Source organism: Pseudoalteromonas sp. APM04 (genome assembly GCF_022809815.1).
In the GTDB taxonomy this organism is placed as follows: domain Bacteria; phylum Pseudomonadota; class Gammaproteobacteria; order Enterobacterales; family Alteromonadaceae; genus Pseudoalteromonas; species Pseudoalteromonas marina.
In genome coordinates, this window is the sequence record NZ_CP094441.1 from 3382822 (window position 1) to 3401366 (window position 18545).

At 40.6% G+C, this 18545-nt stretch carries 15 protein-coding genes; 10 read left to right on the forward strand and 5 right to left on the reverse strand.

What is annotated here, in order from left to right:
* Positions 1 to 44 precede the first annotated feature (44 nt).
* Both MTP24_RS15630 and MTP24_RS15635 read left to right on the forward strand, forming a co-directional pair.
* Entirely contained in the window at positions 45 to 1178 is a 1134-nt protein-coding gene (locus MTP24_RS15630) for a PepSY-associated TM helix domain-containing protein (protein ID WP_243532088.1), read from the forward strand.
* Positions 1179 to 1226: 48 nt separating this feature from the next.
* Positions 1227 to 2381: a hypothetical protein gene (locus tag MTP24_RS15635; protein WP_243532090.1), complete on the forward strand. Its 1155-nt coding sequence runs from the start codon at positions 1227 to 1229 to the stop codon at positions 2379 to 2381.
* Positions 2382 to 2444: 63 nt separating this feature from the next.
* Here MTP24_RS15635 and MTP24_RS15640 read toward each other — a convergent pair whose 3' ends face one another.
* The 4 genes from MTP24_RS15640 to MTP24_RS15655 all read right to left on the reverse strand — a co-directional run bounded on the left by MTP24_RS15640 (position 2445) and on the right by MTP24_RS15655 (position 8396).
* Complete coding sequence (locus MTP24_RS15640) at positions 2445 to 5270, reverse strand: hypothetical protein (RefSeq protein ID WP_243532092.1); 2826 nt, start codon at positions 5268 to 5270, stop codon at positions 2445 to 2447.
* Positions 5271 to 5396: 126 nt separating this feature from the next.
* A complete protein-coding gene (locus MTP24_RS15645; protein ID WP_243532094.1) occupies positions 5397 to 6956 on the reverse strand; it encodes a PH domain-containing protein in 1560 nt (519 codons plus the stop codon).
* Positions 6949 to 7482: a PH domain-containing protein gene (locus MTP24_RS15650; protein WP_243532096.1), complete on the reverse strand. Its 534-nt coding sequence runs from the start codon at positions 7480 to 7482 to the stop codon at positions 6949 to 6951. The genes MTP24_RS15645 and MTP24_RS15650 overlap by 8 nt, the downstream gene beginning before the upstream one ends.
* A 62-nt stretch (positions 7483 to 7544) precedes the next feature.
* Entirely contained in the window at positions 7545 to 8396 is an 852-nt protein-coding gene (locus MTP24_RS15655; protein ID WP_243532098.1) for a D-hexose-6-phosphate mutarotase, read from the reverse strand.
* A 428-nt stretch (positions 8397 to 8824) separates the two neighbouring features.
* Between MTP24_RS15655 and MTP24_RS15660 the strand changes: the two genes are divergently transcribed.
* From MTP24_RS15660 to MTP24_RS15695, 8 genes are all read left to right on the forward strand, one after another.
* Positions 8825 to 9307, forward strand: a complete 483-nt coding sequence (locus tag MTP24_RS15660) for a MarR family transcriptional regulator (RefSeq protein ID WP_008131907.1) — start codon at positions 8825 to 8827, stop codon at positions 9305 to 9307.
* Positions 9308 to 9413: 106 nt separating this feature from the next.
* Positions 9414 to 10727 (forward strand): porin, encoded by a 1314-nt coding sequence (locus MTP24_RS15665; RefSeq protein ID WP_010557898.1) that lies wholly within the window; start codon positions 9414 to 9416, stop codon positions 10725 to 10727.
* A 132-nt stretch (positions 10728 to 10859) separates the two neighbouring features.
* On the forward strand, positions 10860 to 11255 hold the full coding sequence (locus tag MTP24_RS15670; protein ID WP_243532100.1) for a YbaN family protein: 396 nt from the start codon (positions 10860 to 10862) through the stop codon (positions 11253 to 11255).
* Between the two features lie 146 nt (positions 11256 to 11401).
* Positions 11402 to 12034: a PepSY-associated TM helix domain-containing protein gene (locus MTP24_RS15675; RefSeq protein WP_243532103.1), complete on the forward strand. Its 633-nt coding sequence runs from the start codon at positions 11402 to 11404 to the stop codon at positions 12032 to 12034.
* Positions 12034 to 12543, forward strand: coding sequence for a DUF2271 domain-containing protein (locus MTP24_RS15680; RefSeq protein ID WP_006792520.1), 510 nt, complete (start codon positions 12034 to 12036; stop codon positions 12541 to 12543). Before MTP24_RS15675 ends, MTP24_RS15680 begins: the two co-directional genes overlap by 1 nt.
* Positions 12544 to 12578: 35 nt before the next feature.
* A complete protein-coding gene (locus MTP24_RS15685) occupies positions 12579 to 13424 on the forward strand; it encodes a DUF4198 domain-containing protein (RefSeq protein WP_243532105.1) in 846 nt (281 codons plus the stop codon).
* 291 nt (positions 13425 to 13715) lie between these two features.
* Complete coding sequence (locus MTP24_RS15690; protein ID WP_243532107.1) at positions 13716 to 16247, forward strand: TonB-dependent receptor; 2532 nt, start codon at positions 13716 to 13718, stop codon at positions 16245 to 16247.
* A gap of 205 nt (positions 16248 to 16452) precedes the next feature.
* The gene (locus MTP24_RS15695) at positions 16453 to 17346 is read left to right on the forward strand and encodes a DUF4097 domain-containing protein (RefSeq protein ID WP_243532109.1); all 894 of its coding nucleotides are present in this window, start codon (positions 16453 to 16455) and stop codon (positions 17344 to 17346) included.
* Positions 17347 to 17428: 82 nt separating this feature from the next.
* Here MTP24_RS15695 and MTP24_RS15700 read toward each other — a convergent pair whose 3' ends face one another.
* Complete coding sequence (locus tag MTP24_RS15700) at positions 17429 to 18538, reverse strand: lipocalin-like domain-containing protein (protein ID WP_243532111.1); 1110 nt, start codon at positions 18536 to 18538, stop codon at positions 17429 to 17431.
* Between the last annotated feature and the right edge of the window lie 7 nt (positions 18539 to 18545).

The following is an 18545-nucleotide window of genomic DNA, read 5'->3' on the forward strand; positions in this document are numbered from 1 at the left end:
AATTGATATCATTTGCATATAAGTAATTTAGAAAACAATAACCCATGAGAAAAACACTTTTCAAAATTCATAGCTGGATTGCTCTCATTGCAATTATTCCATTAATTGTAATAAGTATTACTGGCAGTGTGCTTGTATTTAAAAGCGAGATAGATGGCTTACTTATGCCCGAAAGTCATTTTGTGATTAGCACTCAACCTGAACGCTTGAATATGGATGAGTTAATTTCCATCACTCAGAACGCTTACCCTGAGTATGTTATCGGTAGCTGGGAAATTTTTAACGACGATACTGCTGATCGGGTTTACTTAATCGAGCGCGAGTCGCAAGTTTGGTATAAATTTCATTTAAATCAATATACTGGTGATATTTTGTCAACTCCCGTGGGAACGAGCCATTATTTTACAGATTGGTTTTTAGAACTCCATTACACCTTTTTACTCAATGATTTAAAAAGCTTACCAGGCCAAACAGGCACCGTTTTGGGGTTCTTTTTTGCTTTATTTTTATTGGTGCTTGGAATAACCGGCCTCATTATTTACCGAAAGTTTTGGCAACGCCTATTTACCGTGCGTTGGCGCGCAACATTACAAATCGTATTAAGTGATATTCATAAAATGACTGGTGTTATTGGCTCACCTATTTTAATTGTTTTAGCTATAACCGGTGGTTATTTTAATGGTGCCGTTTGGTATCACGAAGTACTTGAACACGCTGAAGAAGAACATCATGCCCTAACCAAAAACCTGTATAGCAAAAATGTTTCCTTCCAAGATATTTTAGATGACAGCAAGCGACAAATAGCCACGTTCAACAGCACTTACTTGGTTATGCCATTAGAACCTGACGACAACATTACTGTATTTGGTGAAGTAAATTCTAATAACCCACTGGCAAGTGAATACGCTAATACCGTTTCGTATAACAAAATCACTGGTGAGCACATTGCCAATTGGGATATACGCCAAGTAGGTCTTGGCTGGAAAGTGCTAGACAGCTTTCGTAAGCTTCATTTTGGTTATTTTGCTGGCCTAATAAGTAAAATACTGTGGAGTTTTATAGGGCTAAGTCCACTATGGCTAAGTGCTACTGGCTTTTACTTATGGTTAACACGCCGCAAACGTAAAAAACAATCGCAAAAAAATCGTCATAATAAACAACGAACAATAACCGCTTGATTAAAAAGTCACCTCAATGTAATGTTAAAAATCACATTGAGGTGGCTTATGAAATCTATAGTATTAGTTACATTATTTTTGGTATTTTTAAGTGCATGTAAAAGCACTCCAACAACGCCTACAGTTGAGCAACCCCAGCTTACTGCGCTTATTAATCACACCCGCTTTAAACAAATAGACACTCCCAGCGAGTTGAATATTTTTGAATTGCCAAACGCCGAAAAAAAACGCTTTTTAGCTTATGCCAACCAGCAGCAACTAAATGGTGTTAGAACCGATCGTATTATTTACAACTATTTAGAAAACCAACTTAGCGATTTTAGTTACCATGGTGACACATTAACTTCTTCGCAAACTCTTACTCGCGCACACGGCAACTGTATTAGTTTAGCGGTTCTTACACAAAGTTATGCAAATGCGCTGGGGCTAGAAACCAGCTTTCAAGAAGTTACTAGTGAACCTGTGTACGCAAAAGAAAGTGGAATGGTCTATGTAGCTAATCATTTCAGAACCATGGTATATGCACCAAAAGTTGAGAAAAAAGAGAACGTTATTCAAGTTTTTCGCCCAGGTACCCTGATTGATTATTTTCCTACACGCGGTAGTTTTTATTCCGGCAGTGCCAGCTACAACGATTTGGTTGCGAAGTTTTATAGTAATTTAGCGGCTAAAGCACTAGCTAAAGAAAAACTAAACACCGCTTATTCTTTTATTTTACAAGCTAACAACTTTACTCCGAATGATGCTGAGCTTTTTAATATGGCAGGTATTTTACATCGCCGTGCGGGCGATTTAAAAACAGCAGAAGTAATTTACGAAACCGCTATAAACAATAATCTATCGAATATAAATTTAATTAATAACTATCAATTATTAGCTAAACAACTTGGTAAAAGTGAACTTGCTGAGCAACTAACTAGTCAATTAGTTAATAAAGAGAAAGGCCCTTATGAACTGCTTGTTCTAGCAAAAAACGATTTACAAACCGGTTTTATTAATCGAGCAAAAGACCACTTAGAACTCGCCATCGTTAAAGCTCCCTATATTTCTGAGCTATACCTAGAGCTTGCTAAAATTCGCTACCAGCAAGGTAAAAAACAGCACACAAAGCGGCTAATTAAAAAAGCAATTGAGTATGAGCGAGACGATAAAAAGTTAAACGTATATCAAGCCAAATTGTTGTCGCTGCAATATAAAGATTAGGGTGAATTGAACTGTGGTTAATCGATTTACTACCCACAGTTCAACTAAGCTCATTAAATTTATTTAAAGCGAATAGTAAAAGCTCAGCCATGCACGCATTTCATCGTCAAAGCTACTGCCCTCAACACGCGACACCCCCACATTAAATGTTAAATCGTTAACACCCGCAGGCCCCATGCCAAAGCTAAAGTCACCTTGATATTTTAAACCGTAACTTTGTGCATAAACGCTGTCATCTAATTGATGCTGAGTGTAATAAAGCCATGGCATACCTTCTTTATAAGTAACTCCGCCGCCATATCCTTGGTAACGCTCGGCAGTTGCACTATAAAAAGGCAGTTCAGCTGCTAGCACAAATTCACTACTGTAGTGTTGATTAATAAGGTTTGAACTAAACCCGCCTAGCGCAAGGCGTGCATCGTCTCGCTGCTTTTGTGTGAAATTAATGTACAAAGGAGCGTTATACACCTTACCAAATATGCTCGCATCGAGGTCATACCCTTGCCAATTGTTTTCACTTTTACCTTCGTACCAACGGGCATTAATACGCTGCCCTATAGCAAAAGCTTGGCGGTCATATTGCCAACGTTGAGCAAAACCGACACGCGTCCAACGAGTATGGCTTTGTTTGTAATCAGTATAGTTATAAGCAAGCTCAGGGGTTAAGCTTAATTGGCCAAACTTAAGTGGATAGCTCATTGCTACAAACCCACCAAGAGCATCTATTTCGTTATTTAAATTGCTTGGGCTTAAAGCTTGATATTGGCGAGAGGTATCTAAGTTGTAGTCATACAAAGCGAGTTTAAACTTAACATCAAGCGCATTGTATTTGGCATTTACAAAGCCACCATGTAATGCATCATCGTTTAAGTCAATGCTATAACCAGCTTGCAGGTCTAGCTGCTTTAATAAATCACTGCTTTTAATACCCATAGTTAATAAGCTGGTCGATGCAGAATAATACTGAGAGCCCAACGCAAAGGTTGCGTGCTGATCGAGTATTGCATAATCGCGCTGTTCGCCAACCTCTTGCGTGTATACTTTAGCCTTTGGCAACGTGTGCTCATTAACCATTAATAGCGGGGCTTTGCTATTAACAGCTAAATCGGTCACCGTCGTTTTAATACTGGTATTCGCTAGGCTTTTTACATCAGGGCCGTCGGCATTAATCGATAAATAAAGCAGCGTTTCATCTTGCATTTCAATGGGGTGAGCAACCGCTTCTTGCCCATGTGTTAAACGCTTTAGGGTATTACTGGCTATATGGTAATTATAAATATCAGTCGTTTTATTTAATCCCGCAACAAAATAGATTGATTCGCCATTGTCACTAAAGCTAGGTTGGGTTAAATATTGATATTCGTTTGGCATAGGTACAGGCTGGCTAACACCACCATCAACATCTTGTATATACATCTGCCAGTTTTCGTTTAAAGAAGCTGATAAATAAACTAATTTTTTATTATCGGGGCTAAGCGTGGGGTAATCGTATGCAGTATTTAAGCTTTTTTTGAACAACGGCGTTATGGTGCCGGTATTAATATCTACTTTTACTAATTCAGAATAGCCATCACGTATTTGCTCTGCATACAAAGTGTCACCGTCGCTTGTTGCACTAAAGCGTCTTAGCCCTGCAAACTCGGTTAGCTTTTCTACGTTGCCGGTTTCAATGTTATAGCTAAATATATCAGACACCCGATTATAAATGCCGGACTCTTCAGTACTATAAGCATTAAAATACAGTGTTGTGCTATTTACCCATTGAGGGTTGGCTATACCTGCCCGATTTATTTGATTAAGCACTTGCTTTTGTTCACGCTTAAACACGCTCGGTGGCGAATCTGGTATATCGAGTGGGTCTTGCTTAATTAACTCATTTTGTGCCTTTTCAAAGCTCTCCATCGCTTTGGTGTTATCTTCGGTGCTATAAATAACGAGCTTAGTATTACGCTTGGCATCACGCTCAACTATTGCAAGCTTGCTGCCATCATGTGAAAGTGTTGGATTGCTTGCGTATAAATCAAGCTCTAGCCATAGCTCACTATCAAGTGGTTGCTCTCCTTGCTCTTGCTGCATGGCATTATACGTATATTCAGCAATAAAACGGCGATATAGCTTCGCTGCGCTTTGGCCAAACACACCTTCAAATGCTTCATCAAAATCACGCGACTTAACTGCCTGCATTCGGGTCCATACACTATCAAGTATTTGCTCAGAAAATGTTTGCTCTAGCCAATATAAAAACCGACTGCCCATCAAATAGGCCATAGAGCCACCCATAAAACCATTATCACTATTCAATTGCCCATAGGTTGGTAGCGCACCTTGTTGAGCAAATTCACGTAATATCGACTCAGAGTAATTATCAAATAAGCGCCCTCGTCCGGTCATTTTAGATTCAATTAACGTTGCATACCCTTCAGCAACCCAGCGCGGCGTATCACTGTAGGTTAAATCGTAAATATCCCACAAACCGCGCACTTTTTGCTGCCAGTGGTTGCGTGTAGGCTGGGCCAAATGCACTAAATGAATGTATTCGTGCAACACCAGTAACTGCTGCCAACCAGAACTGTTTGAAATCACCGTATCAGACTGCGGTGGGGTAGTAAAAAGTGCCATTACTGGGTTGCTTGATGTAGGCAAGGCAAACCCGTTCGCCGCATTTAAGGGGTCAAACACGACAACATCGACTATTTCATCGAGTGCACGATTTTGTTGTTCAAGCACTTTCGTGCGAACAATTTCAAGTTCAACCGCGGTCGATTTAGCAAAATCAATATGCTCAATGCTGTAGTGCACATTAAAATGCTCGGTATGAATGGTTTGCCAATCCGCAGCGAACGCGGGGGCAGCGAGCAACAAAGCTGAGGCAATGAGTGACTTTTTCACAATAATCCCTTAAGTAGCATTTTCAATAATGCTTAGAGTATTATTAAACTCACTGAGTTTGCAGTAAAAAAGTGTAATAAAGCATGTGCAAATGTGTTTTCGCACATACTTTATTGTTTGCAGAAATTACATCCAACTACGAGTGTCTGACTCAGCCTGTTTAAGCGTAAAATCAATCACAAAATCAGCGTCTTGCTCTTTTATGTATGGCATAAACGCAAAGCCATGAGCAAGTTGTATATACAGGCTTTTCAATCCTGATCTTCGCATTAAATAGGTACTTTCGCTGCTAGCACTTTGTACTTTATAAAGTTCAAACACACGATAATGTACGCCAATCATGCCTTTACGTACAACCATGTAAAATCGGCCATCATCTTCATGTAAATAGTAACCATAACGTTGATACGACAAGGTAACCAAGCCTGCAAATACAGCAAGCACACCCACGCTGATAAAGTAATTAAGCTCATTAAAATAACAAAACACAGCAACAAGTAGACTAGGTAACAATGCATACAAGACTAAGTTTTTATACCAAAGTGCTCGCTCTGCCTGCTTAAATGCCAGTGCGCTGTTGTTAAACCACGGGTAAATCCACTGGCATACGCTGTTTACTTGCTCGTTATTTAATACAGGTAAGACTAAGGTTTGTTTATTTTTTTTAGCGGCCATACCCGCCATTGCACCACCGCTACTCGCTTGCAAAAATTCAACGGTAAAGCGCTTAAGTAACCGGGCAATAATATTTTGCTTAATGACAATCGACTGCACTTTGTCTAAGCTCATCGATAACTGGTGGCGCTCTAATAAACCGGCAATGCGTTTAAACTTTTTACCTTTAAAATAAAGCTGATAATTATAAAACCGAATCAGCGACATTCCCACCGAAAGCAAAACAGCAATAAGTACCACAAGTACAAACATTGTGAATATAGCAAATAACGCTGCACTGGCTACAAGTCCAAGTTCTTGCTCGTAAAAGCCTTCTACTTTTGTGATTAATTGCTTTTCAAGCACATCGGCTACCACATTTATGAGTGGTGCAATGGCGGCTAGCGCTAAAATAGCCATGTTTGACATTAAACCAAACTTGGCTATTTCTTTGTTTGAAATAAACAAACTACTTTGCTCAGTAGCCTCGTCTGTTTCTACTTCACTGTCTGGCTCAAGTTGCTGTTGGGCCTTGTAAGCAAATATTTGCTTTCGCATTTGCTCTGCGTAACCTTGGGTTACGCCCGGCAATACAGCTTCTTGAGCCGCGCTACCTGCCGCATCAAAAATACAATTAACCAGCGTTACTGGTTTAAAGTAAAAAGGCTCAGCAATATTTACATTTTGTACTCGCTCAAATTTAAGCGTTAAACGTTCTTTTTTAAAAACGCCTTTATTAAGGAGTATTTCGTTATCGCTTGAAATACAAAACCTAAAGTTTCTGTAATATAAAACCGAGTATAAAAGCAAAGCACTTACAGCCACTGCTGCTGCAATTTGCCCCCAGAAGAGTTTGTTTTCTACTTGTGTAACAAATACAAAACCAAGCGGTAATAGGTTAAATATACCGTCGCGCACAAAACGCACACCAAAATGGACAACAAAATACAAAAGTGCCCAAGGCGATACTTTTTGCCACAATTGCACCTGGCCAGCATCCGTTTGTGTGGTATGAGGTGTAAAATCACTCATCGGCTGGTACAGCCTGAGTAGACGTTTGTTCTTGGCGGTAATTTTGAACAAACTGGCGCATATTTTTACAATCCGTGTGTGTAAGCCCGCTTACTTGCAAATCGGCACTCATGCCACCGGCGCTATACAGCTTTAAACTGGCTAAACCCAGCTTTCGCTCAATGGGGCCACGGTGTATTTCAATGTGCTGCACGCGCGCTAGCGGTAAAATAGTCACCCGCTGCCAAATAATTCCTTTTTTAAACGCAATGTCGTGCTGACGCATAGCCACACCTTGCAATTTAATACTCGCAACGCTGTAAAGCATAGAAGCGAGAATTAAAATAGGCATACCAATTAATAAATACGTTTGCGCGTTATTCGCAAAATTTTCGTTGAAGTAACAAATTGCGGCTAATATTGCGCTAAAAGGAATATAAAACACTAACCAGTTAAGCTGTGCATGCAGCAATGCTTTATCGGCAAGCGCTTTAAATTCAATGTTTTTATGCTGTGGTAAATCCGTTATTTGCTGATTGTTAAACACACTATTTCCTATACTGTTTTTATTATTTTATTCGCACACAAAGCCTAATTAGGCATATCTTATTATGCCCATTCTATAGATGTTACCAACGTATGGCTTTGCTGTGGTGCAAGGGTAACCGCATCATCTAATACATTGGCGGCTTCAAGGCATAACATGGTTTTGTATTCATCGTCAGCAAAATTAGACAAGCGCTTTGATTTTTCAATCCACGGATTCCAAAGCACACACGAACTAGAGTTTGCTCGCCCAACTTTAATAACGCCTTCGGGCGTATTTATGTATTGAATAGGTGTGGCTTGGGTGTAAACCATATCGGTTTCACGTTCAAATCCAACAACCGCTTGTTGCGTAAAAGGTCCTTCAGCAAATTCAATATATTGCGCACCTTGTAAGCCGTCAACGTGTGTATTAGTAATATCTGACGTTGGAAAATATGTATGCAACGCTTGTGTATAGCTAAACGCCGTATCGCCTAAGTTTGTTGTGGTTAATCTCACCTCAAGCGAATCACTTAAAACAAATTCCACCTTCAATGCCGACTGATGCGGCCAATATTCAGTGTTCACCAACTTCATGGGTAGCTTTAAACTCACCGTAATACATTCCTCAGTTTCATTAACCTCATCAGCTTGCCACAAGCTGGTTCGGGCAAAACCGTGTGCGGGCCAACCACCGTTAGCATGTGTCCCAAACCAAGGCCAACAAATAGGAATACCACCGCGAATACTCATGCCTTCTGAGAAAGTTTCATTACCCGACACCCAAATAAGAGGTTGCTTGCCCTTAGGTGTAAATTGCGTAATTTGGCCACCTTGCAAAAATATTTTTGCATTGCACAAATCACTTTCAATATTAATAAATTCAAGACCGGTTTCGGTGTGTTCAATGCTCACTGATGGCGATAATTTCATGCCTTTCCCTTTAATATTAATAATCACAACGTTCAATACTCTTACATATAACGTAAAGTATAAACCAAGCAAATAAGTTTTTGCTTATTCAGACAATCATTGTGAGCATATTGATAGTTGTATATCATGCACTTACTTAATTTACACTTTAATTAATTACACACTAAACGCATAAAATGAATTGTAAAAAAAGCAATTTGAGCCGTGTATTTAATAGTGCAAACGTAGCTAAAATGCTTAACGAAGCACTCCCACCTATAAAAAACCTTAACTAAAGGGGTATTGCTTTAAGGTAAATTAGTTTCTACTCTAATTAATAAAAACGAGTAACAGCAGTAAAAAATTAAATTTTTAATTTGAATTCAATTTATTTGATGTGTAACATTTCGCGATTATGGCAAAGCATCGCTTTTCGACGAGATAAACACATGCAAAAATATGACGAGTTATTGGTATCTTTACGTAAAGTGATCCGAGCGATTGATTTACACTCAAAGCAACTTAATAAAACAGCCGGCTTAACTGGCCCACAACTGCTTATAATGCACGAAGTGTCTCAAACTGATGGCATCACTGCTAGCCGCATTGCACAAAATGTAAATTTAAGCCCAGCGACCGTAACTAATATTCTCGACAGAATTGAAAGCAGAGATCTGGTCACACGCGTTCGAAGCCAAATGGATAAACGTCGAGTGAGCTTACACCTCACCGAAAAAGGGAAAGAATTACTACTTAAAGCCCCTCAACCATTACAAGAACACTTCATAGAAAAGTTTTCTGGTCTGGCTGAATGGGAGCAGTCTTTATTACTTTCATCTATGCAGCGTATTGCAGCCATGATGGATGCAGATAAATTAGATGCATCTCCCTTACTTGAAGTGGGCGCACTTACACAAGCGCCTAAAGAATAAAAAACGAACAATAAAAAATATAATGGTTTTGTACTAAGCTCTTAACCCAAGGTGTTATTAATATCTTGGGTTTTTATTTTTAACCAAACGAAAAGAAGCAGCTAATATGACCAAACTCTCAAAATTATCGCTCGCATTTATTTTAGGTAGTGTTTCGAGTACTTCTTACGCCACCGATATCGACACGCTTCAAAGTCAATTAAAACAACTACAGCAGCAAATGAAGCTGCTTGAACAAAAACTAGTTGAAGAAAAATCTAAACAGCAAAAAATTAACGAAAAACACCAAGAGCAAGTTGCACTTATCGAGAAAAAAGCTGACCAAAACGTTGTGGTGGCAGAAGCGCCGAAAGAAAAAAGCAGCGGCATAAAGGTCGGCGGTGCTATTCGTACAAACTTTAGTTATGCATCGTATGATGACGATAACGAAGACCGCGGCGGCGACTTCGATTTTGACGTTTTTAGACTTAATTTTTCTGGTGATGTAGGCGACGTTATTCTTAACGCAGAAATTCGCTTTTTTGATTACATGACCGCAGTAAAATATGCTTATGCAGCGTACGATTTTGCAGACGATTGGCAAGTACAAGCAGGTATCACCAAAGTACCCTTTGGTAACTGGCCTTATAATTCTCACAACTGGTTTTTTAACACCACCTATTACATCGGTTTAGAAGATGATCACGATTTAGGCATCATGTTTAAACGTAAAATTGCAGATAACTGGCAATTAGATCTTGGCTTTTTCAAAAACGATGAGCTTGGTGGCGTAGATGGCTACGTTGACAACCGCAGCGATCGCTATTCATACGATGTAGTTGGCGTAAGAGCCCCAGAAGACGGCATTTACGCAGAACCTGTAACCCAAATAGGCGAATACAATACGTTTTCGGGCCGTTACGGTTACCATTTTGAACATGACGGCGGCACAACCGAGTTAGGTTTTTCTGCGTTATCTGGCGGGTTACATGACGGTAATGACCGCGCGGGCGACTATTATGCATGGGCTATGCACCTAAATAGCAATATTGATGCATGGAACTTTCAGCTTCAACATGGTGAATACAACTACGACATAGATAATATTGATCGTATGGCCGTAGGTGCTTACTCGTTTTACGACAGTATTGCCGCAGAAGCAACCATGACCAATGCAAACATCGCTTACAGCATGCCAGTTGAGTGGGGCCCAGTGACAGGCCTACAATTTTATAACGATTACGGGATTATCTACGATAAATCTGACAACAGCGCAGATACGTGGATGAACGTGACGGGTGTTTCTGTAGCCGCTGGCGGCTTGTTTACCTACTTTGATTTTGTACATGCTAATAACCAACCTTTCGTTGGTGGATCGATTGCAGGTGACAGCAGCGAAACAGAAAAACGCTTTAATATAAACATTGGTTATTATTTTTAATAACTAGTGTTTAGTCTACAAAAAAGGGCATACTGGGTATGTCCTTTTTTATTGGAATAGCGTTTTAGCTTTATAATAAATGTAAAATTGGCCTACACTTTAAATTAGTCGCCACTCACTATAGCGCCGTCAATGAATATAAAATCGTCACTTATCTGTTATAAAAATGTAGGGTTAAAAATGCTAGGCTTAACCTTAGTGGCGCTAGGCATTGTAGGCATTATGCTTCCGGTCATGCCCACGACTATATTTTTTATTTTGGCGCTCACTTGTTTTACTCGCTCATCTCCTGCACTTGCAAATTGGTTACTTAATCACCCTCGCTATGGTGTTACCTTGCAGCAATGGCAAGCTCACAAAGTGGTACCAACTAAAGCTAAGTACTTTGCCGCTATTGGTATGCTTACTGGCTTTATACTTTTACTTAACTCAACAGCACCTAATTGGGTTGTATACCTTGTAGCAGCAATAGAAATTGCGGTTATGATTTACCTTATTTTAAGACCCTCACAACCCCCTCAGCACTAAACCTCGTTTAAACGCACTAACTAGCTTAAAAATTATTTAGCCAGAATTCAGGGGTTTTAAAATATTAATGTAAAGTTACGTAAGTAAATTTGTAATAAGTAATGCAAATCATTATCATGTAATAAATTTATTACATTAAATTATTTATGTCGTTTATTAATAAGCGAGCTTTGTACAGTACAAGCCGTGCCCTACATATTTACATTTCTACCGCTTTGTTTTTTTTACTCATTCTATTTTGTGTTAGTGGTATTGTACTTAACCATGTTGACTGGCTTAAAAACGATAAAAGTAACGGGCACGTCACTGCAACTATTCCAGCTGAGCTTGTAACCAAAGCCAACGCACAGCTAAATACACTGCCTTCGCTTTACCCAGAAATAGAAGCCTATCTAGCTACACAATACTCACTCACCAAGGTAAAAAGTATTGAATGGGAAAAAGAAGACGCACTTGTCATGCTCGACTACCCCCTTCCGGCCGGTTTTGCTTACGCTGAGCTTGACTTTACAACTGGCGAGCTAAACCTCGATTACCAAACAGGCGGCTTTTTAAGCCTTATTGGCGATTTACATAAAGGTCGCTACACCGGTGAAGTATGGAGCTGGGTAATTGATATTTCAGCGGTATTAATGATTATTTTTGCCATTACCGGCATGATTATTTTGTTTCAAAACAGAAAAAAACGCTTAGCAGGTATATGGATAACCGTTTTAGGCATCGCAACGCCATTGGTTATTTATTTATGCTGGGTACCACAAATTAAAGGAGTGTCTTAATGTTAAAAGTTAGTACTGTATTTAGCGCAGCATTATTAATGGTTGCCGCACTATTTCAAACAACGGTTCAGGCACAAACGCCGCAGCTAGAGATTGAACTCACCCTACCCGACCTTGATGTACAACCTTATCATCGACCGTACGTTGCTGTGTGGCTAGAAACACCAGAGCGCAAACACGTAACAACGCTTGCACTTTGGGTTCAAAAAGCCGAGTGGTTTAAAGACTTACGCCAATGGTGGCGTAAAGCAGGTAAAACCAATATTAACTTTGACGGTATAAGTGGCGCCACTAAGCGCGCTGGTACTTATACAATTGATTGGCAAGGTAAAGATTTAGACGGCAACGCCGTAGCACCTGGTAAATACCTTTTAAATATTGAAGTTGTTCGTGAAGAAGGAGGCCGTGATTACAAACGCCTCGAACTCGATTTAACAAAGCCAGGTAAAATTACCATCGATGGTAAAAAAGAGTTTTCAACCAGTTTTGTTACCGTAAACGCTAAGTAGTAGCTATTTATAATTCGAATTTAAAGGACAGAAAAATGAAAATTAATTTATTAAAAACAGCATTAATTGGCGCACTTAGCTTATCAGCGCTGGTATCTACATCAGCCAGCGCACATGGCCGTTGGTTATTACCATCACACACCTCACTTTCTGGCGATAAAGCGCATTATGTAATGATTGATGCGAGTATTTCTAACGAAATGTTTGCCCCCGATAAAGCCTTTAAGCCAAAAGAAAAAGACGCTCAATGGGACGACACATTACTCATGGCGCTTATGCCAAACGGCGAGCCGGTTAGCGACACTATTCGTGCTTATTACTTAAAACGCAAAAGCTCAGCCGCAGTTAGTTTAACTGAACAGGGCACCTACCACATTGCAATGACACAAAAGCCAATGTACATGACCTTTTATAAAGATGAAGAAGGTAAACGCAAACGTGTATTTGGCAAAAAAACAGACGCTAAATTACCTAGCAACGCTCAAGGCGTACGCACCACTAAAGTGATTTCAACGGTAGACACGTTTGTAAGCCGTAACGGTACATCTAAGCCTGCATTATTAGGTTTAGGCCTTGAACTAAGTGGCCCAACCCATCCGAACGATTTATTTGTAGGCGAGCAAGCGCGTTTTCAATTACTACAAGACGGCAAGCCTGCAGGCGAAGGTATTGAAGTAAATATTTTAAGAGGCGACACTCGCTACCGTAACGAACGCGGCGAAGTAAAAGTAACCACCGATAAAAACGGCTTCTTTACAACAACATGGAACGCACCGGGTATCTATTTAATTGAAACCGCCACCGAAGTTGATGTAAAGGAAGAAGGCGTAGATTCAGGTCGTTATGCTTTATTTACAACGCTTGAAGTAGCGCCTGAGTAATTATTTTGGCATTTATTTAAACGTATTTTTTAAGCCAAGTTTTTAACTTGGCTTTTTTATGCCTATCACTTTTTTTCAATCTCCCTTTTACTTTTATTGATTTCTCAACCATTCGCCACAAGATTACAACAGTAACGATCTAACCGTCTATAACGTACGTAAACAGTGGCCTTACTTATTAAAAACGTGAATAACATAGATGGTTTTTATCTTTGCACGTAGTTGAGCGCTTCTATATGATTCGCTCCTTTTTCAAACTCACCAAAACAACGACGTTCTTAAGGAACATAAATGACTTTTAAGCGTTTATCAGCCAATAAATTAGCACTTAGCCTGGCCGTAACCTCTGCACTTGGCGGCTCTTTTGTTACAGCTAATGCAGCAGAGCAAGATACTCAGGCACAAGAGAATATCGAAGTAATCTCAGTAACAGGTACTCGCCGTAGTTTGCGAAGTATTGCTGAAAGCTCAGTGCCAGTAGATATTATTACTAGCAGCGACATGGCAAGCACAGGCCAACTTGAGATTAGCCAAGTTCTTGCCAACCAAGTGCCTAGCTTTAACTTTCCAAGTGCCACTTTAGGTGATGGAACAGACCACGCAAAACCTGCTGTACTGCGCGGCTTAGCGCCCGATCACACTTTAGTGCTTATCAATGGTAAACGCCGTCACTCTGGCGCGCTTTTAAACTTAGCGGGTGTTGTAGGTAGAGGATCTACTGCGGTAGATTTAAACATGATCCCTACATCAGCCATTAAGCGCGTAGAAGTACTTCGCGATGGCGCTGCAGCGCAATACGGCTCTGATGCCATTGCTGGGGTGATTAATATTGTTTTAAAAGATGCCTCTGAAGGCGGTAGTGTAAGCGTAACCTATGGTGAATACGATACACAAATGGCGGGCGCACCGAACTTAGAAAGCACCTACGCAGATGCAAACGGTGACCTTGCATTTAACCTAGGTGATGACCGCGAAATTAGCGATGGCGCCACACGCACAATTAGCGCTAACTCTGGATTTGCATTATCAGACAGCGGCTTTGTAAACGTATCGATTGAATACCGCGATAACAGCCCAACACAACGCTCTGGTTTTGACCCTCGCGAGCAATATAGCCGCCTTGACGATGGCAGCCTAGACCCGCGCGAATTTACTATTGACCGTTACAACCATCGTTTTGGTAAAGCTGACCTTGAAGATTACGCTTTATTTTACAATATGGGTTACGAGCTAGATAACAGCCTAAACCTGTATTCATTTGGTAGCTACTCAAAACGAGAAGGTAACTCAGGTGGCTTTTACCGCCGTGCGCAAGACAGCCGTAACGTATTAGCACTTTACCCAGATGGCTTTTTACCGCAAATTGAAACCGATGTTGAAGACTACTCATTTGCCCTAGGTCTAGAAGGTGAAACGGGCGACTGGACATGGGATGTAAGTACCAACTATGGCCGTAACGACTTTGCATTGGGCGTTGTAAATAGCTTAAATACGTCTTTGGGTGCCACCAGCCCCACCGAATTTGATAACGGCGCACTAGTTTATGACCAATTTATAATCAATGGTGATGCCAGCACAACCCTTGATTTAGGATTACCTGACGACGTATTTTTTACTCTAGGTGCTGAATACCGCCACGAAAGCTATAAAATAGAACAGGGTGAAGAAGCCTCTTACATTACTGCACTTGATAGCAATGGCAACCCAATTGCTGCCGGTGGCGCACAGGTACTTTCGGGTTTTGGTCCAGAAAGCGTAACAGATGAAAGCCGCCATAACGTTGCACTATTTGTTGAGTTTGACACCTACCTAACCGACAACTGGAACATGGTTTTAGCAAGCCGCTACGAAGATTACAGCGACTTTGGCAACACCTTTACCTCAAAGCTTGCAACACGTTACAGCGTAAACGAAAACTTATCGCTACGTGGGGCAATTAGCACAGGTTTCCGTGCACCATCGCTTGCACAAAGCTCGTATCGCCAAATTTCAACCGTACTTGAAAACAACCAAGCGTTTGAAGTAGGTCTATTCCCAACAGATGCACCCGCAGCGCAAGCCCTTGGCGCAAAACAGTTAGACGCTGAAGACTCAGTTAACTTAACTGCTGGCTTTGTTTACACCCAAGGTAACTTTAGCTTAACGGTTGATGCCTACCGTATTGATATTGATGACCGTATTGTACTCTCGGAAAACTTAAGCGGTGCCGCAGTACAGCAAATTTTAGCGGATGCTGGTGAGTTAAATACCGAAAGCGTACGCTACTTTACTAACGCAATTGACTCACGCACGCAAGGCGTAGACATTGTTGCAACTTACCTACTTCAGTTAGATAACTTTGGCGATGTGCGCTTAAACGCAGCGGCTAACTTTAACGACACCGAAGTGACACACGTTGACGATAATCCTGAACAACTAAACTCTTTAGGTGACGACTACGTTGTATTTGCACGCCGTGAAGTAGGTCGTTTTGAAGAAGGTACACCAGACAACAAACTGAATCTGTCGGCCGTGTGGAACTTTAACGAATGGCAAACAACGTTACGTGCAACACGTTACGGTGAAGTTGCTGATATTTCCACAACAAGCGATCGCGATGAATACCTAGACGCCAAATGGATAACCGATTTAGAAGTGGCATATCGTCCTAATGACGAATGGAAATTTGCACTGGGTGCCAATAACTTATTTGACCAATACCCGCAAGCTACGGTCGATAACATTGGTTACTCTACCTTTAGCCAAATATTCCCGTACACACCCTATACACCGTACAGTTTAGATGGTCGCTTTTTATACGGTAACATTACTTACAGCTTTTAATTTGTATAATTAAAACCAGTCGTTAAAACAAAAAGGATGCGCTATGCATCCTTTTTATTAATAGTTAGTAATTTTAACCACTAATTAGTCTTTTAATTTTTAGCAAAAAACCAAATTCATTATAAAACAAACACTTAAATTTAGGCCCCATTATTGCTCTAGTCTTGTTATATTAACAAATAACGTCACATTAAAAGGACTAACCATGAGCTCATCAACTGTATCTACCATTGCTAAACCACTTTCGCTAATTAGCGGTATTTTATTATTAAGTGGCTGCGTGTTTCATATTTCGCCAAGCGTTGCATCGGTAAAACAAACACAGCAACTTACATTACCTAGCAATAACCTTGAATACCTAGACGTATTAAGCGGCGCAGGTTCACTTAAAATAATGGGCTCATCAACAGCAACCAGTATTAATGTTGACGCCACTATTTACACAGCCGATATTGACGATGAATACGAACTCACACTCGTTCAGAGTGGAACCAAAGCAAAGCTTGTTGCCCAAAATACAAGTAATAATGGAATTAGCTTTTACAGCGGTCAATCGCCAAGCATTAATTTAGTGGTCACAGTCCCTAACAACCTTAAGCTAGATATTGATGATGGCTCGGGCGATATAACTATTAACGCCATGACAAATAATATTGATGTAAAAGATGGCTCTGGCAGCTTATCAATCAATGGCGCTAAAAATCTAAACATAGACGACGGCTCGGGTGATATTTCGCTTCAAAGCATTGCCGGCAACCTAGAGCTTAACGATGGCTCAGGTAGCATTACTATTAATAACGTGAATGGCAATGCAAATATTGATGATGGCTCAGGCGATATGAGTGTAAGCAATGTACGTGGTACATTAACTGTTGAAGACGGGTCAGGAAGCATAGCAATACAACATATTAATGGCGCTGTAGACGTTGAAGATAACTCGGGCGACTTAACCATTGAGCATGTTGATGCAAACGTTACCATCGAAGATGGTTCGGGCAGTATTCGTGTTAATCATGCAAAATCATTGACTATTACTGAAGCAGGTTCTGGCGATGTAAGCATTGATAATGTGAACGGCCCTGTAAAATACAACCAATAAGATCAGCTGTATCAAGCTTTAAATAATAAAATGCACTTAGCATGCGCTTAAGTGCATTTCTTTTTAAAAACTTTATAATCCACTAATAGCCAACTAACTCTGCATAACCTTTACCTTTAAAACCACCTTGGGTTTTAATTCGCCCCTCCCAGTAGGGAATACTCAATTGATTACGTGAATCGGGGTTACGCGCTTCAATGGTTATAGGCTCAAACCCCTCAACATTAAGCTGCCATTTAATAGGGTAGGATTTATTACTTGGCGTTGTTTGCGCCGTTTGGGTTGTAAGCTCAGATGTTTTTAATACCTGTAAGGTCACGTCATTATTTGCAATAGCGCGCACTTGTCCATCGGAAGTAATGTGCGATGCACTGCAGTAATCATAACTTTGTTGGCCATTACGAATACAAAATGCCATCAAGCCACCCTGCTTTTTATCATCAGCCTGAATGCTAAACCAGTCCCACCCATTTTGGCTCGGATCAATTAACGCCGAAGACCACTCTCTGTCTAACCAAGCATCTCCGGTTACTTGATACGTTTCACCCGCAAATGTAATGTTGCCTTTGGCTTGTAAAAACGGATAACTGTAATAATAAGAGGCATGCCCCTGATGCGTTTTTTGGCTGTAACCTTGCTCGCCATGCTTTACAAGTGGGCTATTAGCCAGCACCAAATTAGCGCTGTAATTTTCCTGCTGCGCCTTTAAGTTAAGCGGTAAAAATGCTGCCTCTTTACTTGCTAACTGCCAATCATCTAAGCGAGCCTCAAATGGCTGCGCAGTAATATTAACTTGCCCCGAGCGACCATACTTTTCAAACGCATGGTGCTGGGTATCTGATTGCATTGCAAAGTGAGCAAAATAAAGCTGCCCGTTCCACCATGGCGACGTTTCAGTTGCAGTGTTTTTATCATCAACAGAGAGCCTAAATAAAGTCCATTGCACACCAAAGGTGTCGCCATTATCTGCCTTTAAATTAGCAGTAACATACCACCATTCAATACCTTGCTGATGATGCGCCCCATGGTCGCGTGGAAAGCTCAGCCCTTGGTGTTTATTTACAGGTTCACCAAATTGCTGTGCAAATCCGCTATGCATTGGTTTATTTTTACTTATTTGCTCTACTTCTGGCTGGCACGCGCTTAATGTGCCAATAAAAACAAAGATAACGGCTGCTTTTAGTCTATTCATGTAAGTC

Excerpts from the sequence above, each read along its gene's own strand:
- MTP24_RS15655 (WP_243532098.1), bottom strand. The coding sequence starts at position 8,396 with ATGAAATTATCGCCATCAGTGAGCATTGAACACACCGAAACCGGTCTT.
- MTP24_RS15645 (WP_243532094.1), bottom strand. The coding sequence starts at position 6,956 with ATGAGTGATTTTACACCTCATACCACACAAACGGATGCTGGCCAGGTG.
- MTP24_RS15635 (WP_243532090.1), top strand. The coding sequence starts at position 1,227 with ATGAAATCTATAGTATTAGTTACATTATTTTTGGTATTTTTAAGTGCA.
- MTP24_RS15700 (WP_243532111.1), bottom strand. The coding sequence starts at position 18,538 with ATGAATAGACTAAAAGCAGCCGTTATCTTTGTTTTTATTGGCACATTA.
- MTP24_RS15675 (WP_243532103.1), top strand. The coding sequence starts at position 11,402 with ATGTCGTTTATTAATAAGCGAGCTTTGTACAGTACAAGCCGTGCCCTA.
- MTP24_RS15695 (WP_243532109.1), top strand. The coding sequence starts at position 16,453 with ATGAGCTCATCAACTGTATCTACCATTGCTAAACCACTTTCGCTAATT.
- MTP24_RS15630 (WP_243532088.1), top strand. The coding sequence starts at position 45 with ATGAGAAAAACACTTTTCAAAATTCATAGCTGGATTGCTCTCATTGCA.
- MTP24_RS15680 (WP_006792520.1), top strand. The coding sequence starts at position 12,034 with ATGTTAAAAGTTAGTACTGTATTTAGCGCAGCATTATTAATGGTTGCC.
- MTP24_RS15690 (WP_243532107.1), top strand. The coding sequence starts at position 13,716 with ATGACTTTTAAGCGTTTATCAGCCAATAAATTAGCACTTAGCCTGGCC.
- MTP24_RS15665 (WP_010557898.1), top strand. The coding sequence starts at position 9,414 with ATGACCAAACTCTCAAAATTATCGCTCGCATTTATTTTAGGTAGTGTT.
- MTP24_RS15670 (WP_243532100.1), top strand. The coding sequence starts at position 10,860 with ATGAATATAAAATCGTCACTTATCTGTTATAAAAATGTAGGGTTAAAA.
- MTP24_RS15685 (WP_243532105.1), top strand. The coding sequence starts at position 12,579 with ATGAAAATTAATTTATTAAAAACAGCATTAATTGGCGCACTTAGCTTA.
- MTP24_RS15660 (WP_008131907.1), top strand. The coding sequence starts at position 8,825 with ATGCAAAAATATGACGAGTTATTGGTATCTTTACGTAAAGTGATCCGA.